This window comes from Pseudomonas sp. XS1P51 (assembly GCF_054897845.1).
Window position 1 is genome coordinate 3,588,431 of sequence record NZ_CM142707.1, and the last position, 22,117, is coordinate 3,610,547.

A 22,117-nucleotide genomic window follows, 5' to 3' on the forward strand; every position below is an offset into this window, starting at 1 on the left:
CGTCACAAATACCGAGGTTAGACATGTCCACCACTCCTGCGCCGGCCAATCCAAAGGTTGGCTTCGTATCCCTGGGTTGCCCCAAAGCACTGGTCGACTCCGAGCGCATCCTTACCCAGCTGCGCATGGAAGGTTATGACGTTGTGTCCACCTACCAGGACGCCGACGTCGTGGTGGTCAACACCTGCGGCTTCATCGATTCGGCCAAGGCAGAATCCTTGGAAGTGATCGGCGAAGCCATCAAGGAAAACGGCAAGGTCATCGTGACCGGCTGCATGGGCGTCGAAGAAGGCAACATCCGCAACGTGCACCCGAGCGTGCTGGCCGTGACCGGTCCGCAGCAGTACGAGCAAGTGGTCAACGCTGTGCACGACGCCGTGCCGCCGCGCCAGGATCACAACCCGCTGATCGACTTGGTGCCGCCGCAAGGGATCAAACTGACCCCGCGCCACTACGCGTACCTGAAGATTTCCGAAGGCTGCAACCACAGCTGCAGCTTCTGCATCATCCCGTCGATGCGCGGCAAACTGGTCAGCCGTCCGGTCGGTGACGTGCTCGACGAGGCCCAGCGCCTGGTCAAGGCCGGCGTCAAAGAGCTGTTGGTGATCTCCCAGGACACCAGCGCCTACGGCGTCGACGTGAAATACCGCACCGGTTTCTGGAACGGCGCGCCGGTGAAAACCCGCATGACCGAACTCTGCGAAGCCCTGAGCACCCTCGGCGTCTGGGTTCGCTTGCACTACGTTTACCCGTACCCGCACGTCGACGAGCTGATTCCGCTGATGGCCGCCGGGAAAATCCTGCCGTACCTGGACATCCCGTTCCAGCACGCCAGCCCGAAAGTCCTGAAAGCCATGAAACGCCCGGCCTTCGAAGACAAGACCCTGGCGCGCATCAAGAACTGGCGCGAGATCTGCCCGGAGCTGATCATCCGTTCGACCTTCATCGTCGGCTTCCCTGGCGAAACAGAAGAAGACTTCCAATACCTGCTGAACTGGCTGACCGAAGCCCAGCTCGACCGCGTCGGCTGCTTCCAGTACTCGCCGGTTGATGGCGCACCGGCCAACGATCTCGACCTGGAGATCGTTCCGGACGACGTCAAGCAGGACCGCTGGGACCGTTTCATGGCGCACCAGCAAGCCATCAGCTCGGCACGCCTGCAAATGCGCGTCGGCCGTGAAATCGAAGTGCTGGTCGATGAAGTCGACGAGCAAGGCGCGGTTGGCCGCTGCTTCTTCGATGCCCCGGAAATCGACGGCAACGTGTTCATCGACAACGGCAGCAACCTGAAACCGGGCGACAAAGTCTGGTGCAAAGTGACCGATGCCGACGAATACGACCTGTGGGCTGAACAGATCTAAACGCAGAAAATACGAAAAGCCCCGCTCTCTTGGCGAGATGCGGGGCTTTTTTACGTCTATCGTTTTGTGGGAGAAAGGACTCGCACCATCAACCGCAAAAGGGGCATCTGGCCATGCGCCAACATTCGGTCATCCACACACCGAAACAAAGCGACTACGTAGAACTCACTCAAGTCTGGGAAGCCTCAGTGCGCGCTACCCATGACTTTCTGCCGGACAGCTACATCAATCTGCTGAAGAACCTGGTGCTGACCCGCTACCTCGACGCGGTGATGCTGATCTGCACCAAAGACTCGCGCCAGCGCATCACCGGGTTCGCCGGGGTTGCGGCGGGCAAGATCGAAATGCTCTTTATCGACCCGGCTCATCGCGGCCAGGGCCTGGGCAAACAGTTGCTGCGCTATGCCATGGAACACCTGAACGCCGATGAACTGGACGTCAATGAGCAGAATCCGCAAGCCCTTGGCTTCTACTTCAAGCAGGGCTTCGAGGTGATCGGTCGCTCGGAAGTCGATGGCATGGGCCAGCCTTATCCGCTGCTGCATATGCGATTGCGCCAAAACCAGCAACACTCACAACACGGCTGACACCACACAGAACCCATGTGGGAGCGAGCCTGCTCGCGAATGCAATCCGTCAGCCGACATCAATGTCGACTGACATACCGCATTCGCGAGCAGGCTCGCTCCCACAAAAAGCCAAACGGTGAAATGGAGCCGGGATTAACCGGCGCCCAGCAGGTACAATGCCCACCCCTTTTTTGTTACGGCCCTGTCATGACTGACCCGATTCGTCTCTCCAAACGCCTCATCGAACTCGTCGGCTGTTCCCGTCGGGAGGCTGAGCTGTTCATCGAGGGCGGCTGGGTCACCGTGGACGGCGAAGTCATCGACGAGCCGCAGTTCAAGGTCGACACCCAGAAAGTCGAGCTCGATCCGGAAGCCAAGGCCACTGCACCCGAGCCGGTGACCATCCTGTTCAACGTTCCGACGGGCATGGATGCAGACACTGCCATGGCGACGATCAGTGCCGAGACCCTGAGCGAAGAACACCGTTTCAGCAAACGTCCGCTCAAGGGCCACTTCCTGCGGCTGACCGCCAGCACCGACCTGCAGGCCAACGCCAGCGGTCTGCTGGTGTTCACCCAGGACTGGAAGATCCTGCGCAAGCTCACCGCCGACTCCGCCAAGATCGAGCAAGAGTATGTGGTCGAGGTTGAAGGCGACATGGTGGCTCACGGCCTCAACCGCCTGAACCACGGCCTGACCTACAAGGGCAAGGAACTGCCGCCGGTCAAAGCCAGCTGGCAGAACGAAAACCGCCTGCGTTTTGCGATGAAGAACCCACAACCGGGCGTGATCGCCCTGTTCTGCCAGGCCGTAGGCCTGAAGGTCGTCGCCATCCGCCGCATCCGCATTGGCGGCGTGTCCATCGGAAAAGTGCCGTTGGGCCAATGGCGTTACCTGTCCGGCAAAGAGAAGTTCTAAGACTTCTCACGCCGCCACACATTTTGGCGCCGCTGTTTATGCGGCGCCCACTGCTGAATATCAGGACTGCACACCATGATTCATAACGACGTACTGCGCAGCGTGCGCTACATGCTCGACATCAGCGACAAGAAAGTCATCGAGATCATCAAGCTCGGCGGCATGGACGTGAGCCTGGAAGACCTGCTGACGTACCTCGACAAGAAAGAGGAAGACGAGGAAGGCTTCGTACGCTGCCCGGACGAGGTCATGGCGCACTTCCTCGATGGCCTGGTGATCTTCAAGCGCGGCAAGGACGAAAGCCGTCCACCGCAGCCGATCGAAATGCCGGTGACCAACAACATCATCCTGAAGAAACTGCGCGTGGCCTTCGAACTGAAAGAAGACGACATGCACGCCATCCTCAAGGCCGCCGAGTTCCCGGTGTCCAAACCTGAGCTGAGCGCGCTGTTCCGCAAGTTCGGCCACACCAACTACCGTCCGTGCGGCGACCAGTTGCTGCGCAACTTCCTCAAGGGCCTGACCCTGCGCGTTCGCCCGCAGTAACGTGCGAGGCTGATCCAACCTGTAGGAGCTGTCGAGTGCAACGAGGCTGCGATCTTTTGAATTTCAGCTGGGCCGAAAAAGATCAAAAGATCGCAGCCTCGTTGCACTCGACAGCTCCTACAGGGCCGAATGGCCCTTCATTCCTCGCAAAAATAGTGGCTCCGCTTCTGGCGGCTGACGACTAGGGTGTATTGACCCTCAGCTCTCAGGACTCGCCATGCATCCCTACTTTTCCCTACAAGGCCGCACCGCTCTGGTGACCGGCGGCACTCGTGGTATCGGCAAAATGATCGCCAAGGCCTATGTCGAGGCTGGCGCTACCGTGTACGTCTGTGCGCGGGACGCCGAAGCCTGCCAGCAAACAGCCGATGAATTGAGTGCCTTTGGGACGTGCCACGGTGTGGCGGCCAACCTGGCCAATGAAGAAGGTGTGCTGCAACTCGCCACGCGGCTGGGCGAACAGATCCCTCATCTGGATATTCTGGTGAACAACGCCGGCACCACGTGGGGCGCGCCACTGGAGAGCTACCCGGTCAAGGGCTGGGAGAAAGTCATGCAGCTCAACGTGACCTCGGTGTTCAACTGCATCCAGCAGTTCCTGCCACTGCTGCGCAAGGCCGGCTCGGAAGCGAATCCGGCGCGGATCATCAACATCGGTTCCGTGGCCGGGATTTCGTCCTTCGGCGAACAGGCTTATGCCTACGGGCCGAGTAAAGCCGCCCTGCATCAACTGTCGCGGATTCTGGCGCGGGAACTGGTGAGCCAGCACATCAACGTCAACGTCATTGCGCCGGGGCGTTTTCCGAGCAAGATGACCCAGCACATCGGGAACGATGAGCAAGCGTTGGCGGAAGATACGGCACTGATTCCAATGAAGCGCTGGGGTCGGGAGGAAGAGATGGCGGCGCTGGCGATCAGTTTGGCGAGTACGGCTGGGGCTTACATGACCGGGAATATCATTCCGCTGGATGGTGGGTTTAGCCTCTGAGATCAGCGGTGCGGCTTTCGCGAGCAGGCTCGCTCCCACAGTTGATCTATGGCGCTCAGGAGATCCAATGTGGGAGCGAGCCTGCTCCGGGACTGACAGGCGCCACCGGTCCTGAGGTCGATCGGGTTATCATGCCCGCCTTCATTCCCGCCTCGACCCCAAACCATGACCTACAGCGTTTCCCCGATCGGCTTCGTGCGCTCCTGCTTCAAGGAGAAGTTCGCCATCCCGCGCCAGCCGCAACTGGCCCCGGCCGCTCGCGGTGTGCTGGAACTGGTGGCGCCGTTCGATCAAGGTGATGCGGTGCAGGGCCTGGAACAGGTCAGTCACGTCTGGCTGCTGTTCCTGTTCCATCAGGCGCTGGAAGAAAAACCACGGCTGAAGGTCCGCCCTCCTCGCCTCGGCGGTAACAAATCCATAGGCGTGTTCGCCACCCGCGCGACACACCGGCCCAATGGCATCGGCCAATCGGTCGTCAAACTCGACAAGGTCGAAGCCAATCGCCTGTGGATATCCGGCATCGACCTGCTGGATGGCACGCCGATTCTCGACATCAAACCCTACGTGCCTTACGCCGACATCATCGATACGGCGTCCAACAGCATCGCCAGTGCTGCGCCGCAACTGATTCCCGTGCAGTGGACGGATTCGGCACTGCAACAGGCTCACGGGCACGCTCAGCGGCTTGAAGAGCCTTTGATTGAGCTGATTGAGCAATGCCTGGCGCAGGACCCACGTCCGGCGTACCAAACGCCCGCACCGGAACGGGAATATGGCGCGCAATTCTGGGATGTGGACGTTCGCTGGCATTACCCCGAGGCCGGCGTGATCCGCGTCCTCGAAGTCATCCCCGCCTCCAACCTTGTAGGAGCTGTCGAGTGAAACGAGGCTGCGATCTTTTGATGTTGCTTTTAAAAAACAAGATCAAAAGATCGCAGCCTCGTTTCACTCGACAGCTCCTACAAGGTTTACGTCGGGCATAAAAAAAGCCCCATTGCCTGCAACGGCAATGGGGCTTTTCAGTGATGCGGTGTGCTTACTTCTCGACGAACGCACGCTCGATCAGGTAATCACCCGGCTCGCGCATCCGCGGCGAAACTTTCAGGCCGAAGCTGTTCAACACTTCGCTGGTCTCGTCGAGCATGCTCGGGCTGCCGCACAGCATGGCGCGGTCGTCCTGCGGGTTGATCGGTGGCAGACCGATGTCGCTGAACAGCTTGCCGCTGCGCATCAGGTCGGTCAGGCGACCTTCGTTCTCGAACGGCTCGCGGGTCACGGTCGGGTAGTAGATCAACTTGTCACGCAGGGCCTCACCGAAGAACTCGTTCTGCGGCAGGTGCTCGGTGATGAATTCGCGGTAAGCGACTTCGTTGACGTAACGTACGCCGTGGCACAGGATCACTTTTTCGAAACGCTCGTAGGTTTCCGGGTCCTGGATGACGCTCATGAACGGCGCCAGACCGGTACCGGTGCTGAGCAGGTACAAATGTTTGCCAGGCTTCAAGTCATCCAGTACCAGCGTGCCGGTAGGTTTCTTGCTGATGATGATCTCGTCGCCTTCCTTCAGATGCTGCAACTGGGAAGTCAGCGGGCCATCAGGCACCTTGATGCTGAAGAACTCGAGATGCTCTTCCCAGTTAGGGCTGGCAATCGAGTAAGCGCGCATAAGCGGGCGGCCATTGGGCTGTTGCAGGCCGATCATCACGAACTGACCGTTCTCGAAGCGCAAGCCCGGGTCGCGGGTGCACTTGAAGCTGAACAGAGTGTCGTTCCAGTGATGAACACTGAGGACACGCTCGTGGTTCATGTTGCTCATGTACGTGGGACTCCTGGAGATTTGGTCTGCGCGCGCTCTGCGCCTGCTCTGCGTAAAAATGAGCTGCTGTGCGCAATTGCATCGCATTCTAATGGCAGCGACAATATCTGTTAACTGGATTATTAAGATAAGGGTTATCGGTTATATAGATATGCGATTTACTCTCCGTCAACTTCAAGTCTTCGTCGCCGTCGCCCAGCAGGAAAGCGTATCCCGTGCCGCTGGCCTGCTCAACCTGTCGCAATCGGCAGCGAGCACCTCGATCACCGAGCTAGAGCGCCAGTGCAGCTGTCAGCTGTTCGACCGCGCCGGCAAACGGCTGAGCCTCAACGCCCTCGGCAAACAGCTACTGCCACAAGCAGTGGCGCTGCTCGATCAGGCCAAGGAAATCGAAGACCTGCTCAACGGCAAGTCCGGTTTCGGCTCCCTGGCGGTCGGCGCGACCCTGACCATCGGCAATTACCTGGCCACCCTGCTGATCGGCGGCTTCATGCAGCGCCATCCGGAAAGCCAGGTGAAGCTGCACGTGCAGAACACTGCCAACATTGTGCAACAAGTCGCCCACTATGAAATTGATCTGGGTCTAATCGAAGGCGATTGCAACCACCCGGACATCGAAGTGCAGAGCTGGGTCGAGGATGAGTTGGTGGTGTTTTGCGCACCCCAGCACCCGCTGGCCAAGCGCGGCACGGCGACCATGGATGAGCTGAGCCACGAGGCCTGGATTCTCCGTGAACAAGGCTCTGGCACACGACTGACCTTTGACCAGGCCATGCGTCACCATCGCAGCGCGCTGAATATCCGCCTGGAGCTGGAACACACCGAAGCGATCAAGCGCGCGGTGGAATCAGGATTGGGGATTGGTTGCATTTCGAGGCTGGCACTGCGCGATGCGTTCCGCCGCGGCAGCCTGGTGCCGGTGGAGACACCGGACCTGGACCTGGCGCGGCAGTTCTATTTCATCTGGCACAAACAGAAATATCAGACGTCAGCGATGCGCGAATTCCTCGACCTGTGCCGCGCCTTCACCGCCGGGGTTCAGCGCAGCGACGAGATCGTGCTGCCCACCATCGCTTAAAGCAGAATGATTGCCCACACCAAACCGATCATCGTCAGCGCTACCAGTTGCGCGGCGCTGCCCATGTCCTTGGCGTTTTTGGACAGCGGGTGCAATTCGAGGGAAATGCGGTCGATGGCCGCTTCCACCGCCGAGTTGAGCAACTCGACGATCAAGGCTAGCAGACAGACTGCAATCAGCAACGCCTGCTCAACACGGCTGACGTTCAGGAAGAACGACAACGGAATCAGGATGGCGTTGAGCAGCACCAGTTGACGGAAGGCCGCTTCACCGGTGAAGGCTGCGCGCAGGCCGTCCAGTGAATAGCCGGAGGCGTTGAGGATGCGTTTTAGGCCGGTCTGGCCTTTGAAAGGGGACATAGAGTAGGCAACTGACCAAAAAGGAGTGGGAAAGCTAGATCAACCAAAGTCAAAAAAGCGTGAAGATGCCAACCCTTAGTGGCTCGAAATTGACTCAAGTTGTTGCAGGAGCAACGCCGCCTGGGTGCGGGTCCGTACATTCAGCTTACGGAAAATCGCTGTGACGTGGGCCTTGATCGTCGCCTCGGAAACGCTCAGCTCATAGGCAATCTGCTTGTTCAACAAGCCCTCACAGACCATGGTCAACACTCGGAATTGCTGCGGCGTCAGGCTCGCAAGACCTTCACTGGCGGCCTTGGCTTCGGCGGAAACGCTGACTGCTTCGAACGCCTGTGGCGGCCAGAACACGTCGCCATCCAGCACCGCACGTACGGCTTTCTGAATAACGCTCAGGTCACTCGACTTGGGAATGAAACCGCTGGCGCCGAACTCACGGGACTTCACCATGATCGACGCTTCTTCCTGGGCCGAAACCATCACCACCGGAATCTGCGGATACTGACCGCGCAACAGCACCAGCCCGGAAAAACCATAAGCCCCTGGCATGTTCAGGTCCAGCAGCACCAGATCCCAGTCGGACTTTTCGTCCAGGCGGGTTTCCAGTTCGGCAATGCTCGCCACTTCCACCAGCCGGACATCCGGGCCGAGGCCCAGGGTCAACGCTTGATGCAGGGCGCTACGAAAAAGAGGGTGGTCATCGGCAATCAGGATTTCGTATGTGGCCATTTTTCAAATGATCCTGTTTTTCAAACAACTCGAGGTACAGCCACGGAGCTGCACCAACAGGGCACGTTCAACGCCAATTACGTGGCTATTCACGTAGAGAAACGGCGTATCAAACTTTGGCCGCGCCCTAATCGGCGCCAAGCATGCCCAGCGAAACCAGGGTGGTCAAGGTGCATGGCCAGTACAGTTCTTTGCAGTATGGGCGACAATCAGCACATGACGGGGGCAGCGTTCTGCACGAAAGGCATCAGCTCGGCGTGTGCCGGTGTTGAAACATTCATTTCGAGCTGATGTTTTGCATCGAGGTAATGTTGGCTGAACACGTCGAAATAAGCGTCCAGCGCCGATGCGGCCTCAACATCGCCCGCCAGATCGAGGCACAGCGCCGCCACTTCAGCCGTACACAAGTGCTCGCTACGAGTCGAGCGACGCAACCGATAGCGCGAAAGCTTCTCGGGTAGCAGGCTCAAAATCGGGAGCCGATCAAAATACGGGCTCTTGCGAAATATTTTCCGGGCTTCGGTCCAGGTCGCGTCCAGCAGAATGAACAGCGGGCGCTTGGTGCTGTTGACCTCGACGGTGTTGGTCACTCGCTCAGGCTCGACGTACTCACCCGGAAACACCAGATAGGGTTGCCATTGCGGGTCGGCCAGCAATGCCAGCAACTGAGGGTCAGTTTCCGTACGCGACCAGATGAACGCATGGTTGTCGCGCACCACATCGGCGATCAGCCAACCGGTGTTGCTCGGCTTGAACACTTCTTTGTTGGTCATGATCAGGCACACGCCGGAGCGGGCCTCGACCTGCGGGCGCCAGGCGCACAGGCAGTGGCTTTCGATCACGCGGCAGGCGCGGCAACGCGGCGCTCGCCAGCCACGGGCCTGAATCGGCTTGATGCCCTCTTCCTCTCGCTGATCGCGCAAACGGGACACGGCATTTTCAGAAAAATACGGGACGGCAGGGCTCATCGCGGGTAACGCCGGCGGGAAAAGAAAATCGACACGAAGAAAACACTCGGCAGGGCATAAGTGCTCGCAGTTTATCAGAGCGGCCAGCGCAAGCCTGTACCGTCCAGCCCACCTCCCCTATAATTCGCCGCCACTGAACGCACAGTCATGTGGCTGGTCGAACCACCAGTCACTGAACCAGGAGAGTTTCATGTTGCGCCTTATCGTTCCCACCGCTGCCATTTTGCTGGCGTCGTCTTTCAGCGCTCAGGCTGCTTCCTTGAGTGAGCAGAACCTCAACAGAGAGCTGCGAAACGTCGCCACACAAAGCAGTGTTGGCACTCCACGGGCGATCAACGAAGACATTCTTGATCAAGGCTACACCGTCGAAGGCAACGTGCTGATCAACCACCTGAGCGTGCAAAGCAGCCACGCCAACAAGATGCGTGCCGACCCGAAAGCCGTGTATTTCCAGCTTGGCGCCTCTGTATGCAACAACCCATCGTTCCGCAAACTGATGGCCAAGGGCGCGGTCATGCGTTACGACTTCACTGAAGTGAAAACCAACCGCTCAGTCGGCTCCGCCAGCTATCAGGAATCTGATTGCCCGAAAGCCACACCGGCGAAGAAAAAGTAATCAATGGGAATTGGCGCGCCGCTGCTCATCCTCGGCGCGCAGTTCTGCCAACAGCGCCTGCAAATACCGTGAGCGTCGGTCGACCCCCTCCAGACGTCGGCAACACTCCTCTTCGAGACTCAAATGATGGGTCTCGGCTGATGACTTCAGCAATCGATACAGTTGCGTATCGATCTCCAGAATGACTCTGGTCATTGCTTCCCGCCTCCTTGCACCTCGCCCTTGCTTGAGCGAAAAAGTCCTTGAACTGCTTGTACCGTGCGCCCTGCCTTTGACGCAAAGTTGTCGTGTCACGCCTGTAACTTAGTAAATCAGAGTGACGGACACACGGCGTGTGTTCAGACGAGCGGTGAAATCACCTTGCAAATCGTCAATAAGCGGTTGCCAGGAAAGACTTTGCGGCGCAATGATCAAGTCAGCGCAAATCACCGCAAGGGTCTAGATTCAGAGTGTTCACGTTAATTTTTCAGGGCAGAAAAGGGGCTGCCCGCTACGCGTCTTGTTGTGCGAACGTTTCTTTCATCCAAGGGAAAAACAGAGCCTGTATGGATGACTCGATTGCAACTCGAGTCAAGTGGATCGCCCAGGCACGGGCTTGGGCAGACAGCGACACATGAGGTGTCGTGGCGTCGACGACTGCTTTGTCGGGGCCAAGGGTTCTGTGCAGAAGGAGAAGTTGAATGCCTTACCAACCGAATGACCTCCTGAGCCGTCATTTTGAAGAAAGCGGCCACGACCTCACCAGCAAGGTCGAAGAGCAACTCAACCTGGTTTCACCCAACAGCCCGAACATTCCGATCTACCGCGACATGATCCTGACCGTGCTGCGCATGGCCCAGGAAGATCACAACCGCTGGAACGCCAAGATCACCCTCCAAGCCCTGCGCGAACTGGAACATGCCTTCCGTGTGCTGGAACAGTTCCGGGGGCGACGCAAAGTCACCGTTTTCGGCTCGGCCCGCACACCTGTGGAACACCCGCTGTATGGTCTGGCCCGAGAACTCGGCGCCGCGCTGGCGCGCTCGGATCTGATGGTCATCACCGGTGCCGGTGGCGGCATCATGGCGGCGGCCCACGAAGGTGCCGGCCTGGATCACAGCCTGGGATTCAACATCACCCTGCCCTTCGAGCAGCATGCCAATCCCACCGTTAATGGCACCACCAACCTGCTGCCCTTCCACTTCTTCTTTACCCGCAAGCTGTTCTTCGTCAAGGAGGCTGATGCGCTGGTTTTGTGCCCCGGCGGTTTCGGCACCCTCGATGAAGCGCTGGAAGTACTGACGCTGATCCAGACCGGCAAGAGTCCGCTGGTACCGGTGGTGCTGCTGGACGCTCCGGGCGGCAAGTTCTGGCAGGGCGCACTGGATTTCATCCGCAATCAACTGGAGGAGAATCGCTACATCCTGCCGACCGACATGAAGCTGGTGAGCCTGGTCTACAGCGCCGAAGAGGCGGTGGAGCAGATCAATCAGTTCTACAGCAACTTCCACTCCAGCCGCTGGCTCAAGCATCAGTTCGTGATCCGCATGAATCACAAGCTCAGCGACGATGCGCTCGAACACATGCAGGAAGCATTCGCCGACCTGTGCCTGAGCGATCACTTCCATCAGCATGCCTACAGCGGAGAGGAACACGACGAACCGCAATTCAGCCACCTGGCGCGACTGGCCTTCACCTTCAACGCTCGTGACCATGGACGCCTGCGGGAACTGGTGGACTACATCAACCTGCCGGAAAACTGGGCACAGTCCAAACCCCAGGCGCAACAGCGCACGCGGGAACCTTCCAAGGTGACGTGAGGCAAAAAAACGGCCCGCTATCGAAATAGCGGGCCGTTTTTTATCAATCATCCATTCCCCGACCGCTGAACAAGCGGCCGATCATTTCCATGGAATATCCCCGATAACTCAGGAACCGGCCTTGCTTGGCGCGTTCCCTGGCGTCTATCGGCAAATGCCCGGAGAACTTGCGCCGCCAGGTGTCTTCCAGTTGTTCCTGCCAGTTGATACCGCTCTCGCGCAAGGCAAGCTCAATATCTGCACGTTGCAGGCCGCGCTGGCTCAACTCTTCGCGAATACGCAAAGGGCCATAGCCGGATCGGGCACGATAGGAAACGAAGCTTTCGAGGTAACGGGATTCGGACAACAGGCCCTCTTCCGTCAAGCGGTCGAGTGCTGTGTCGATCATTTCAGGGAGAGCGCCGCGCTGACGCAGTTTACGCGTCAGCTCGACTCGACCATGCTCGCGTCGCGCGAGCAGGTCCATTGCGGTTCGCCGCACCGCGACGAGTGTATCGAGTACGGCGGTCATTGGATCAATCAGACATCCACGTCAACGAAGTCTTCTGCTTTCTCTTTGACCGGCGAAGCTTTGATGTCCGGTGCTGGGCTCAGCAGTTTGTCGCGCAGTTGCTTCTCAAGTTTCGCGGCGATCTCCGGGTTGTCCGCCAGGAACTTGGCCGAGTTGGCCTTGCCCTGACCGATCTTGGTGCCTTCGTAGGCATACCAGGCACCGGATTTCTCGACGAAACCGTGCAGAACACCCAGATCGATCATCTCACCGTTCAGGTAGATACCCTTACCGTAGAGAATCTGGAACTCGGCCTGACGGAACGGCGAAGCGACCTTGTTCTTCACAACCTTGACGCGGGTTTCGCTACCGACGACTTCATCACCTTCTTTCACCGCACCAGTACGGCGGATGTCCAGACGAACCGAGGCGTAGAACTTCAGTGCGTTACCTCCGGTGGTGGTTTCCGGGCTACCGAACATCACGCCGATTTTCATACGGATCTGGTTGATGAAGATCACCAGGCAGTTGGCGTTCTTGATGTTACCGGTGATTTTACGCAGTGCCTGGGACATCAGACGGGCTTGCAGGCCCACGTGCATGTCACCCATTTCGCCTTCGATTTCAGCCTTGGGTACCAGAGCCGCCACGGAGTCGACGATGATCACGTCAACCGCGTTGGAACGCACCAGCATGTCGGTGATTTCCAGGGCTTGCTCGCCGGTGTCCGGCTGGGAAACCAGCAGGTCATCGACGTTGACGCCGAGTTTGCCGGCGTATTCAGGATCGAGGGCGTGTTCGGCGTCGACGAATGCGCAGGTCGCGCCGGCTTTTTGAGCCTGGGCGATCACCGACAGTGTCAGCGTGGTTTTACCGGAGGATTCAGGACCGTAGATTTCAACGATACGGCCTTTTGGCAGACCGCCAATGCCGAGCGCGATGTCCAGACCCAGAGAGCCAGTGGAAATAGCCGGGATCGCCTGACGGTCCTGATCGCCCATACGCATTACGGCACCCTTGCCGAATTGACGTTCGATCTGACCCAGGGCCGCAGCCAAGGCTTTCTTCTTGTTGTCGTCCATTAAAGTCCTCACGTAATCAATAAGGCCTGACGGCCAACACCTGTATAAGTAGACAGTATTATTCCACAGCGTTTCAGGATCGCCTACCCCTGATTTGAGATTTCTCCAGCGGCATGCCGCAGCAGCCCCTCTAGCGCGGCCTTCACCGTTTGTCGGCGGACCTCGTCACGGTTACCGGGGAAGTGCTGCACCTCGCTGAACACCTGCTCGCCGACGCCCCAGGCCAGCCACACCGTGCCCACCGGCTTGCTCGGGGAGCCGCCATCCGGCCCCGCCACACCGCTGACCGCCACGGCAAAACGCGCCCGGCTTTTTTCCTGCGCGCCTCGGACCATGGCCTCGACCACCTCGCGACTGACCGCCCCCACCGTCGCAAACAACTCGACCGGAACGTTCAATTGCTCGGTTTTCTGACGGTTGGAGTAAGTGACATAACCGGCCTCGAACCACGCCGAACTCCCCGGAATCCGGGTGATCGCCTCGCTGATCCCACCGCCAGTACAGGATTCGGCGGCGGTGACGTGGGCATTGAGAACCTGCAAGCGTCTGCCAAGTTCAGCGGCCAGTTGGGTGATTTCTTTCACGGTCATCTCCTGAGCGAGCGGAATGGGAACTACCGTACACGAGCGGATCGCGCTTGCAAGGCACAGGACCGATCAAAATGTTAGCGCCCGAGGGCTCTGACATACGCCTGACAAGCCTGCAAGGCAATCAGTCCGCGGTCGCCTTCGTCGGTGATGGCGATAATTCGCTGAGCATGCGCCGGGTCAAGCCGGGCGCGCGGGGTTCCATGATCCACGCCGCTGGCACCGGAGGCGGTTGGCACTGCACAGCCTGAGGCTGCGTCATGGGTGTCGAGGAGGACTGACAGGCGCACATCAGCAGTGGCAAGACGATCGCGCAAGCGACCTTGATCACGTTGGGCATCACTCAGTGCTCGATAATGGGTTTGTTCACTGACCGACAGCCGCTGCTCCAATGCCAGAGGCTTGTCCTGCTCCGCCTGTTGCCGGGTGGCGGTCGCCAATGTCAGTTGATTCAGCGTTTCGGCCTGCACCTGGGTCTGTTCCGCCAGTTGGCGCCCGTACCGCCAATCCTGAAGACACCAGGCCAGTGCCGCCGAGCCGCCGGCCAACACGGCCAGCAACACAACGACACCAACGACCCGCCAGGACACCGTGATCAAACCGAAGGCGGGCATAACACCGCCCTCGCCCGCCCCCAGAGTTGCAGACGATCCTGCAACCCGTTCAGGCCCCCGTTGATCCGGCGGGTGATGCTGTTGAACTGGTCACGGTCGGCCAGTTCGTTAAGGCCGTTTTGTGCCCAGAACCAGGCGGCGGATTCGGCCGCCCATTGGGGTTGTTCCAGCAGTTCAGGCAACTCCAGCAAACGCTCATCGCCGAACAGTCCGAGGCTGCACTGGCGGTAGTTGTGGCGACCGGTGATCTGGATCAGGCCTCGGCCGCGGTATTTTTGGCCGTCGCCGTCGGGCTCAGGTGTATTACCCAAACGCGCGGCCAACGTGCCGGTGTCGTATTTACTCAAATACTGGTCACTGCCGAGTTCGCGCACGTACCGCAACTGCCCCGATTCGTGACCGACTTGCGCAAGGAAAGCGGCAATGCGTTTCGGGGTGTTGATGTTGTGGTGAGCCATGGCGCTGTTGAGAGCAGAAATGAAAACGCCCGCTTGTGAGCGGGCGTTGGGCATGATGCTCAAAAGCTCTTGAATGGTTAACGTCATTGAAGTCCTTTTCGATATCTGAACGATGGTCAATGCGGGGCCTGTTTACCCCGCTACCGGACATTATTGCGTGGGGTCCAGGCAATTGGCTTCAACAATGCATCGATAATTTTGTAACCGACTGCCACTGGCTGTCAGTTTGTTGACCGACCATCGACCCTGCATGATCCTGGGCCAGCTGGCATCCAGCCGAATCACGCCTTCGGCGGTCAAGGCTGGATGTCCCGGACAATTGATGGTCAGCTTGAACGCACCGCGCTCCAACCTGCGCAACTCGCCTTCGGCGGCGGCCATGGCCTGGTCTTGATTTTGATAGCGCAGACGAAGCTTTTTGAACGGTGTGAGCCCCAACTGAAACTCTCGCTCCTTGCCCGCCGCCGCGTCCCACCAGGTTGTGGTACATCCGTTGTATTTGGATCGGGCCTTTTCATCGATGCTGGCGGTGGTAAATGCCTGGTCGCCCGGACGGTTGTCCTTTGTCACCGACAGCAGTACTTCCGTCAGGGGCTTGCCGGAAATCGACTTCGCTTGCCCGCCCTTGGCCAGCACATACAACCCGTTCACTGGCTTCGTGACCCCGCCGTAAATTCCCGCCACTCGCGTCAGAAAGCCCATGTCCGTCTCGTTGGACTGGTCCATATGATCAATCCTTATGGTCTCCAGCTCAGGTGCCACACGCGGCGAAAACCCGTGTTTCGTCGTTAGCTCGCGAAACAACGCACCGAGTGCAGTGGGCCCATGACTGGCCGACCTGCGCTGCTTGAAGCCGGTCTCATCGGCTCCACTGAACGGCGCCGACATGGCAATGAGTGACACCTGCAGGGGATACAGATGAGGGGTGCGCTGAGTGATGACAAACATACCTTTATCGACCAGGCCCGACTCTTTGTAACCCACCCGCAAGCCGATCTTGCCGCCCAGTCCGGGCAGGCCTTCAAGCCCTTCGACATCGATGACGAGTCTGATCTGATCGGACTCGATACCGGAGGACTCGATATGCTGCCATTCGATCAATCGCTCGTTGAGCAGTGCGGCATTGGCGCCGTAAATTTCCACGGCCGGCGTAAATCCAAGCGTCATATGTCCTCCTTAGTCCCAGGCCGACACCGGGGTGGTGACTGCAAGCTGCGCCTCCACCTCGGGTACCGTCACCCAAATCCCCGACGGCAGCACCGGCCCCTGTTCGGCGAGCAGCGGATTCAGGCGCCAGAGCGCCTCCTCTGCTGCGTCGTCACAGCGTCCGGTTTCACGAAAAAGCAGCAGATTCACCGAATCACCGGCAATACTTCGAACTCTACGCATTGATGAACTCCATCAGTTCAATCGACCACTCGACCACCATTGCCGTCCCGTCATCGATGATGCTTTTCTGGGTCTCCGTCACACTGTTGATCCGCCACAATCCCCAGTTGCTGCCGATACCGTCAACCAACGGCAGCGGCACTCGCAGTGCCTGCAGCGCTCGCAATTCATCGAGCCGGTCCATGGCCACCGCATACATGGAACTGCCGCTGATGGTCAGCTTCTCCAGTTTCTGGCCGATCTGGCTGGATTTAGGCTTGCCGGTGAGGATGTTCAGATCCACCCAGCCGCCATCGGACGTTCGAACCAATGTGCTGTAGGCGAAGTTTCGGGACAGCCCGAAAATGAAACTGCCCAGTATCATTTGCTGGCGCATCACGAGGCTCCATCGGTCAGGGCCGCGTTTCGTCGCACGGCGAGTGGGTTAGTCATCATCATGGGAAAAAATTGCGCCTCCAGCGTTTGCGCGACGAGGCTTGCGATCTGCTGGGCAGTGGCGGGATCCGGAGTGCTGATCTGAATGGACGGGGCAAAGTTGATCTGCTGGTTGACTGTCTGGGCGCTGGACAGGTCTTTGCTGACCTGGTCCGGTGCGCCGAGGCGGTCAGTCGGGGTGGTCAGTTGTTCACCCAGCCACGAGCCGGCCATACCGCCGATTGCCGTGCCGACTCCGGGAAGAAGAAGCGACCCTATCGCCGCACCGACGACAGTCCCCGCCAACTGACCGACAGCACCTCCAACAGCCTTGTCATCCCCGTCGCGTAAGCCTTTGTACGCGTCGTAGCCGGCGCTGAGCACCATGAGAGGTGCAGCCGCCTTATTAACAAAGGGTTTGGCGCTGGCCAGGGTGCCCACCAGACGACGCCCCAACCCCGAGGCTTTGACGGCACTGGCCCGCGGCGTGATTGACGTGCTGTTCCGTATCTTTTTCGTGCCCTTGCCGCCACCTTCATCAGCGTCGGCAATCAGCCCCCCTAACCCTGCGGGCAGGCGCGCGGCAGCCTGATTCAGAACCTTCTTGCCCACTTCCGACAACGCCTCCGACACCACCGCCCCGGCCACCGCGCCCAGCAGGGACCCAACGGCTGCGACCACCAGGGCGACCCCGGCAGCGGCCTTCGGCGATCCCTCTGCCAGCGAACTCAAACCGTCGGTCAAGGTATCCATAGAGACCATCAGGCCGTCATCTATCGGCGCCATCGCATTACCAACCGCCGAAGACAGACGCGTCTGACTGGCATCATGGGCATTCCAGCGCCCTTGCAAGGTGCGTCCCCGAGCCTCGGCGGCCTGCACCATCGAGCCCCCGTCGTTCGCGTATTGCCCTTTGTCGGGCACCAGCGAAAAGGCCTTGAGCAGGTCATCGGGCTTCTTCGCCAACCGCAGCATCGCTTCGGCGTCGACGAACAGTGTTTTTGCCAGCGAGGACCGTTTTTCGACGGATTGATTTTTCAGCGCCTCAAGCACATCCGTGATTGCCTTCGGTGCATCCGTTCGCAGTTCATTGGCAAGCTCCCCGGGATTGTGCCCTAACTGCGCCCAGGCCGATCGTTGTGCTGGCGAGCCGCCATCGACCAGAGCGGTACTGAAACCTTTTATCGCAACACCGGCACCCGTCTTGTCCGCACCGGTGCTCAGAAGAGCCGCGGCGAAGGCCGCCACCTCCCTGGGTTTCAGGCCTGAAGCCATCCCGGCTTCGCCGCTCTGTTGCACGACAGAGGCGATGTCGGCGGCTTCGGCGTCAAGGTGAGTGCCCAGGTAATGAGTGGCATTGCCCAGATCGAGGCTCTGACCCCGGTCAAGGTTCAGCGTGTTGCGAAAATCGGCCATGATCTGGCCTGCTTCCTTGACACCGATGTTGAACGCCGACGCCAGGGTTCCGGCATCCCCGGCAAACTCCAGCAGAACGACCTTCTTTGCGGGCAAATCGAGGCCGGCACCGATGCCCGATCTGGCTGCGGCCGTTTCAACCTGCGCCAACTGCACGGATGTCGCCCCACTGGGGGCAACGCGTACTTCACTGGCCAGCCTGTGGTTGTCGATTTCCAGGTCCCGGAGCATTTTTTTGTCGAGGGGCTGATCCTTGCCCGCCGACAACGCCTGAGCGAGATCAACCATCGCCGATTCACTGGCCATCGAGGCCTTGCGTCGATCAGGCGGCGACCGCTGTTCGACCTCAGCGATAAGTTTTGATGTCGGCTCACTGCTTGCCGCCGGCCCGCCTGTGCTTGCCTTGAGCAGCGAGCGCTGCGACGACAGCCCAAGGTTCAGCGCCGTCAGTGCTTCAACCAGTTTGCCCTGCTCCACCGCCAACCGGCGGATGTCGAGGCTGGTCGTGTTCAAGTCCAGACTCAGCTGCGACAAAGGCCCCGTCAGCCCCACCAGCCCGGACGCTTCAGAGGTGCTGCCGGATCGCGGTAGCTCCATGCTGTTGATCGCTGCACCGGACAGCGAATATTGACTGTCTGCCATCCCGCTCTACTCCTCTTTCACGCCAAGGCGAGTGATCGCGATGTCGTAGCGGCGCAATGCCTTGCCGACGTCCCACTCCAGAATTTCCGCTTCACTTACCGAGTAAATGAGCGGCACCACATCGAGGATTACTTCGATGTCGCGCTCCGAAAGAAGGCCGCCGGTTTGTTTAAAAAATCGTCGATGCGTACCTGAAGTTGTGTCCAGTCGGGCACGGTCAGCAGGGCCAGATCGGGGATCATCAGACAGGTGCAATGCGCGGTGATGAACTCGGCGCGTTCCTTGGGCGTCTTGAGTTTTTTCATCGCCTTGGTCGCACGCAGCACCGGCATTTCCAGGGTCAGGGACCTCATGCTGCGGCCCGCTGCGTGGAGCGGTTGCAGCAGCTGAACCTGATCGGGATCGTCATTTTCGGAGGCGGTCGATTGTTCTTCGCTCTGCTCCAGAAAGTACGAAGCCGGACGCGTCGACATTTCGTGCACGTACTGCGCGATGCTCACGTAATCCGGGCGTTTGAGTTGATCGAGTTCTTTGACCGACAGCCCGGTTGCCAGCAGCGCCAGCTCGAAGAACTGATCGTCCTCATCATCGCCGGCACGGACCAGGGCGTCTTTCTGTGCGGCGTAGTACAACGGTTTGAGCTGAATCTGCTCGATCTGCGACTGATCGTCGGCAGTGATCGGCGACAACAAGGCGTGAACAGGAGGCGTCCAGGACATGAAATGAGTTCCTTGATGAATCATGAGAAGGCGTTGCGCAAAACACCTTGTGGGAGCGAGACCGGCTTGCCGGCGAAAGCGGTACATTCAACATTGATGTGGCTGACACACCGCTATCGCGAGCCAGCTCGCTCCCACAGGTTTAAGGGATCAGCACGGCGCGACGGGCGTCGCCGAGAATGTCGACGCCGTTGAGCACGAACTTCTGCGTGCGTACGTCGATGTCGATCACCGGGATGCCGTTTTCGAGACGGTTGTAGGTGCGGCAGACCAGCTCAAGGGCGGTAGTCGGCTTGGTGTTCATCTGGAGCATTGTTTCAGTCAAGGACTTCAGCGTGCCGCCGACGGTGTGGTAGGTGAACCAGGTGTTTCCATCCTGATCCTGACCAGCCTCGCGCACGTTCAGCAGAATGTCTTCGCCCAGTTTCACCCCCAGGGCCAACATGACTTCCGGCCCCATGCCTTGCAGGGTCAACGTGGCTGAAAGAATGGTGGCGCTTTTGGCCATTGCCTCGCCGATAAAGCGCCCGCCCGTCATCGTTTCCATTACGAAGTCGATCTTCGGCGGGGTGAAACTTTCTACCGTCGCCGACAACGGCAAGCCTTGCAGGGTGGCCGCGATGGCCTGTCTTACGCGGTTGGTAAACATTAGAGAACGTCCTCCAGGAACTGCTCGATGATTTCATCGCGGGCGTTGAGTTGATAAACCATGTGTTCGTTCGGCGCGTAGCGGCCGTAGTCGATGACCACGTACCAGGTGCCGTTTTTGTACTTCTCGACGCTGTTCAATTCCGGGTGCAAATACACGCTGCCGCCGGGAATGGTTTCGTCGGCGACCAGGGTTTGCAGCCAGTCGTTGATGCGCTTGACCTCCTGATCCATGAACGATTTGGTCAGGTTCTTGGCCATGGCTTTCTGGCCGGCTTTCACCAATTTGCGGCTGATCGCATCTTCGAGGCCGACATAGCTGATGAACTTGCCGGTGATGGAGCGGTTGCCCAGCAGCGAGAAGCCGCCAAGAATGGTGCGGGCGTAGTAGCTGATGCCGTAGCGGTTGAGCAGATCGCCCTCGGTGGAAGTGTCGAGGATGTTGTATTCCACGACCCGCGACACGTCCTCGGCGTAGGTCACCTGATTGCCCGGGCTCTCCCATTGCTTGACCCGGGCCAGGGCCGCGATGGCCAGGCTCGAAGGCGACAGGAACACGTTTTTCTTCGCCGCCTTGGAGTACACCGACGGCATGTTGTGCACCAGCAGGCAGCGGTCGAAACCCAGTTCCGCGCCGCCCAGTTCCTGGCTGTACGTCACCTGATCGGCGACCGCGGCATCCTTGCCGTCGAGCACCACACGGGCCTTGATGCGTTTGCCAAAGGACGCGAACTCACCGGCCACGGCTTTGGTGCCGGTGAAGCCCGGCGCGCCGATGATGGTCAGGTCCTCAGGCACACTGCCCAATGCCGCGAGGCCGAGTTTTCGACCGGTCAGCGGATCGATGCCGCCGATGACGTTGTTCAGCGTGTCGGCCGGGGTGGCGCCCTCTTCGACGATGACCACGTAGACCGGCACCTTGACCACTTTCAGGATCTGGAAGACCGCGTGATACAGCGTGCCTTCTTCGGCACCGGTCGGATCGAGCAGTGCCTGGGTGGTGAAGCTGTTGATGCGGAATGGCGCATTACGCGGAATCAGCGGATCCGCCTTCGGCGCGGTGCCGATCAGACCGATGACGTTGTCGCCCAGGCCACCCATGGCCTCGGGGGATTCGGTGGCATTGACGGTAATGCCGTTGTGTTCGAAGTTCAGAACCTCAGCCATGGTTATTCAGCCTTCTTGGCGGCGGCTTTTTTAGCCGCGGTGGATGGAGAGGCCGATTCGGCAGCCTCGGTTTTCAGCGCCAGGCGACCAGCGCTACGTAACGCACTGGCCTCCACATCGAGCAGATGCAGTTCCTGGCCGATGCTCGACCAGTGACCACCCCCGGAGGGGAATGGGAGGAGCACGGTGTACGTTTGGCGTTCTGCCATTTCTGTTTCTCCATAAACGAAAAAGCCCCTTGGGTAAGGGGCTGTCGGGTGTTGTGTGTATGTTGTTTTGCGGATAAGAAAACGCCCCGGCGGTGCGGGGCGTTTATTGGGTTTGCTCGGCGATCCAGGGTGGTGCGACCAGGCGATGCTGAATGTCCGGAAAGTCCGGCGATTGAGGCCAATCCCGCAGCGCCTGCATATACACCAGCAGCTGCACAAATTGTTCGCCCGTGATCGTTGTCGGCACTTCGATTTCCAACTGATCTCGATGCCGTTCGCGCAGCCACTGGACCGCCGACAGCTCGGCGTCGCGCCACGTCCGCTCCTGTTCAATAAGCGAAGGCAACGTCGGGACTCTTGGAATGCAGCTGATAACACCGCCTGAATCAATAGCCCAGACCCCTTCTGTCTCTTGCAAGGTCTGTTTGAAGATCGAATCGCTGACCTTTACTGCGTCGTCGGGAATAGTCGCGTGAACAATAGAGTCAAAGCGAGCGCACAATTCTGAATCGGCGCCGAACTGCAAATACTTCATACC

The 22,117-nt window shown here is 59.2% G+C and carries 29 protein-coding genes; 10 read left to right on the forward strand and 19 right to left on the reverse strand.

The genetic code is table 11. The features are described 5' to 3' along the window. The first annotated feature begins 23 nt into the window (after window positions 1-23). The 6 genes from rimO to tsaA all read left to right on the forward strand — a co-directional run bounded on the left by rimO (window position 24) and on the right by tsaA (window position 5,264). Window positions 24-1,361 (forward strand): 30S ribosomal protein S12 methylthiotransferase RimO, encoded by a 1,338-nt coding sequence (rimO, locus tag ACYZUD_RS16640; protein WP_462024970.1) that lies wholly within the window; start codon window positions 24-26, stop codon window positions 1,359-1,361. A gap of 113 nt (window positions 1,362-1,474) precedes the next feature. Next, complete coding sequence (locus ACYZUD_RS16645; protein WP_462024971.1) at window positions 1,475-1,948, forward strand: GNAT family N-acetyltransferase; 474 nt, start codon at window positions 1,475-1,477, stop codon at window positions 1,946-1,948. A gap of 189 nt (window positions 1,949-2,137) precedes the next feature. Next, the gene (locus ACYZUD_RS16650) at window positions 2,138-2,848 is read left to right on the forward strand and encodes an rRNA pseudouridine synthase (RefSeq protein WP_462024972.1); all 711 of its coding nucleotides are present in this window, start codon (window positions 2,138-2,140) and stop codon (window positions 2,846-2,848) included. A gap of 75 nt (window positions 2,849-2,923) precedes the next feature. Beyond that, window positions 2,924-3,394 (forward strand): YehS family protein, encoded by a 471-nt coding sequence (locus ACYZUD_RS16655; protein ID WP_462024973.1) that lies wholly within the window; start codon window positions 2,924-2,926, stop codon window positions 3,392-3,394. Between the two features lie 217 nt (window positions 3,395-3,611). Continuing rightward, a complete protein-coding gene (locus tag ACYZUD_RS16660) occupies window positions 3,612-4,382 on the forward strand; it encodes an SDR family oxidoreductase (protein ID WP_109628252.1) in 771 nt (256 codons plus the stop codon). Between the two features lie 165 nt (window positions 4,383-4,547). Then, window positions 4,548-5,264, forward strand: a complete 717-nt coding sequence (gene tsaA, locus ACYZUD_RS16665; RefSeq protein WP_462024974.1) for a tRNA (N6-threonylcarbamoyladenosine(37)-N6)-methyltransferase TrmO — start codon at window positions 4,548-4,550, stop codon at window positions 5,262-5,264. Between the two features lie 154 nt (window positions 5,265-5,418). On the opposite strand, the gene fpr is transcribed toward tsaA, so the two are convergent. After that, window positions 5,419-6,198 (reverse strand): ferredoxin-NADP reductase, encoded by a 780-nt coding sequence (fpr, locus tag ACYZUD_RS16670; RefSeq protein WP_003443014.1) that lies wholly within the window; start codon window positions 6,196-6,198, stop codon window positions 5,419-5,421. 151 nt (window positions 6,199-6,349) lie between these two features. Here fpr and ACYZUD_RS16675 point away from each other — a divergent pair, with 151 nt between their 5' ends. Continuing rightward, window positions 6,350-7,276: a LysR family transcriptional regulator gene (locus ACYZUD_RS16675; RefSeq protein ID WP_462024975.1), complete on the forward strand. Its 927-nt coding sequence runs from the start codon at window positions 6,350-6,352 to the stop codon at window positions 7,274-7,276. Here ACYZUD_RS16675 and ACYZUD_RS16680 read toward each other — a convergent pair. From ACYZUD_RS16680 to ACYZUD_RS16690, 3 genes are all read right to left on the reverse strand, one after another. Next, the gene (locus ACYZUD_RS16680) at window positions 7,273-7,635 is read right to left on the reverse strand and encodes a diacylglycerol kinase (protein ID WP_462024976.1); all 363 of its coding nucleotides are present in this window, start codon (window positions 7,633-7,635) and stop codon (window positions 7,273-7,275) included. The genes ACYZUD_RS16675 and ACYZUD_RS16680 overlap by 4 nt on opposite strands. A gap of 75 nt (window positions 7,636-7,710) precedes the next feature. Beyond that, window positions 7,711-8,361, reverse strand: coding sequence for a response regulator transcription factor ErdR (gene erdR / locus ACYZUD_RS16685; protein WP_010462704.1), 651 nt, complete (start codon window positions 8,359-8,361; stop codon window positions 7,711-7,713). Window positions 8,362-8,570: 209 nt separating this feature from the next. After that, the gene (locus ACYZUD_RS16690; protein WP_462024977.1) at window positions 8,571-9,329 is read right to left on the reverse strand and encodes a tRNA-uridine aminocarboxypropyltransferase; all 759 of its coding nucleotides are present in this window, start codon (window positions 9,327-9,329) and stop codon (window positions 8,571-8,573) included. 190 nt (window positions 9,330-9,519) lie between these two features. Here ACYZUD_RS16690 and ACYZUD_RS16695 point away from each other — a divergent pair, with 190 nt between their 5' ends. Then, window positions 9,520-9,945 carry a PA3611 family quorum-sensing-regulated virulence factor gene (locus tag ACYZUD_RS16695; protein WP_462024978.1) on the forward strand — a complete coding sequence of 142 codons (426 nt, stop codon included), beginning with the start codon at window positions 9,520-9,522 and terminating at the stop codon, window positions 9,943-9,945. Here ACYZUD_RS16695 and ACYZUD_RS16700 read toward each other — a convergent pair whose 3' ends face one another. After that, window positions 9,946-10,140, reverse strand: a complete 195-nt coding sequence (locus ACYZUD_RS16700) for a hypothetical protein (RefSeq protein WP_462024979.1) — start codon at window positions 10,138-10,140, stop codon at window positions 9,946-9,948. It abuts the gene before it with no gap. Window positions 10,141-10,625: 485 nt separating this feature from the next. Between ACYZUD_RS16700 and ACYZUD_RS16705 the strand changes: the two genes are divergently transcribed. Continuing rightward, window positions 10,626-11,744 carry an LOG family protein gene (locus tag ACYZUD_RS16705; RefSeq protein ID WP_462024980.1) on the forward strand — a complete coding sequence of 373 codons (1,119 nt, stop codon included), beginning with the start codon at window positions 10,626-10,628 and terminating at the stop codon, window positions 11,742-11,744. 43 nt (window positions 11,745-11,787) lie between these two features. On the opposite strand, the gene recX is transcribed toward ACYZUD_RS16705, so the two are convergent. The 9 genes from recX to ACYZUD_RS16750 all read right to left on the reverse strand — a co-directional run bounded on the left by recX (window position 11,788) and on the right by ACYZUD_RS16750 (window position 18,707). Continuing rightward, entirely contained in the window at window positions 11,788-12,255 is a 468-nt protein-coding gene (gene recX, locus ACYZUD_RS16710) for a recombination regulator RecX (RefSeq protein ID WP_462024981.1), read from the reverse strand. 8 nt (window positions 12,256-12,263) lie between these two features. Beyond that, entirely contained in the window at window positions 12,264-13,316 is a 1,053-nt protein-coding gene (gene recA / locus ACYZUD_RS16715; protein WP_462024982.1) for a recombinase RecA, read from the reverse strand. 83 nt (window positions 13,317-13,399) lie between these two features. Beyond that, entirely contained in the window at window positions 13,400-13,900 is a 501-nt protein-coding gene (locus tag ACYZUD_RS16720; RefSeq protein ID WP_462024983.1) for a CinA family protein, read from the reverse strand. 80 nt (window positions 13,901-13,980) lie between these two features. After that, window positions 13,981-14,517 (reverse strand): lysis protein, encoded by a 537-nt coding sequence (locus ACYZUD_RS16725; protein WP_462024984.1) that lies wholly within the window; start codon window positions 14,515-14,517, stop codon window positions 13,981-13,983. Then, window positions 14,499-15,062, reverse strand: coding sequence for a glycoside hydrolase family 19 protein (locus ACYZUD_RS16730; RefSeq protein WP_462024985.1), 564 nt, complete (start codon window positions 15,060-15,062; stop codon window positions 14,499-14,501). The genes ACYZUD_RS16725 and ACYZUD_RS16730 overlap by 19 nt, the downstream gene beginning before the upstream one ends. Window positions 15,063-15,125: 63 nt before the next feature. Then, a complete protein-coding gene (locus ACYZUD_RS16735; protein ID WP_462024986.1) occupies window positions 15,126-16,142 on the reverse strand; it encodes a phage late control D family protein in 1,017 nt (338 codons plus the stop codon). Between the two features lie 9 nt (window positions 16,143-16,151). Then, window positions 16,152-16,364, reverse strand: coding sequence for a tail protein X (locus tag ACYZUD_RS16740; RefSeq protein WP_462024987.1), 213 nt, complete (start codon window positions 16,362-16,364; stop codon window positions 16,152-16,154). After that, entirely contained in the window at window positions 16,357-16,740 is a 384-nt protein-coding gene (locus tag ACYZUD_RS16745) for a phage tail protein (protein ID WP_462024988.1), read from the reverse strand. Before ACYZUD_RS16745 ends, ACYZUD_RS16740 begins: the two co-directional genes overlap by 8 nt. Beyond that, the gene (locus tag ACYZUD_RS16750) at window positions 16,740-18,707 is read right to left on the reverse strand and encodes a phage tail tape measure protein (protein ID WP_462024989.1); all 1,968 of its coding nucleotides are present in this window, start codon (window positions 18,705-18,707) and stop codon (window positions 16,740-16,742) included. Before ACYZUD_RS16750 ends, ACYZUD_RS16745 begins: the two co-directional genes overlap by 1 nt. Here ACYZUD_RS16750 and ACYZUD_RS16755 point away from each other — a divergent pair. After that, window positions 18,700-18,825: a hypothetical protein gene (locus tag ACYZUD_RS16755; RefSeq protein ID WP_462024990.1), complete on the forward strand. Its 126-nt coding sequence runs from the start codon at window positions 18,700-18,702 to the stop codon at window positions 18,823-18,825. The two genes, ACYZUD_RS16750 and ACYZUD_RS16755, sit on opposite strands and share 8 nt — an antisense overlap. Window positions 18,826-18,964: 139 nt before the next feature. On the opposite strand, the gene ACYZUD_RS16760 is transcribed toward ACYZUD_RS16755, so the two are convergent. The 5 genes from ACYZUD_RS16760 to ACYZUD_RS16780 all read right to left on the reverse strand — a co-directional run bounded on the left by ACYZUD_RS16760 (window position 18,965) and on the right by ACYZUD_RS16780 (window position 22,114). Further along, window positions 18,965-19,555: a phage tail assembly protein gene (locus ACYZUD_RS16760; RefSeq protein WP_462024991.1), complete on the reverse strand. Its 591-nt coding sequence runs from the start codon at window positions 19,553-19,555 to the stop codon at window positions 18,965-18,967. Window positions 19,556-19,697: 142 nt separating this feature from the next. After that, window positions 19,698-20,204 (reverse strand): phage major tail tube protein, encoded by a 507-nt coding sequence (locus tag ACYZUD_RS16765; RefSeq protein ID WP_462024992.1) that lies wholly within the window; start codon window positions 20,202-20,204, stop codon window positions 19,698-19,700. Then, entirely contained in the window at window positions 20,204-21,370 is a 1,167-nt protein-coding gene (locus ACYZUD_RS16770) for a phage tail sheath protein (protein ID WP_462024993.1), read from the reverse strand. The genes ACYZUD_RS16765 and ACYZUD_RS16770 overlap by 1 nt, the downstream gene beginning before the upstream one ends. Window positions 21,371-21,372: 2 nt before the next feature. After that, entirely contained in the window at window positions 21,373-21,579 is a 207-nt protein-coding gene (locus ACYZUD_RS16775) for a hypothetical protein (protein WP_462024994.1), read from the reverse strand. Window positions 21,580-21,682: 103 nt separating this feature from the next. Further along, window positions 21,683-22,114, reverse strand: coding sequence for a phage tail assembly chaperone (locus ACYZUD_RS16780; RefSeq protein WP_462024995.1), 432 nt, complete (start codon window positions 22,112-22,114; stop codon window positions 21,683-21,685). Window positions 22,115-22,117: the final 3 nt, after the last annotated feature.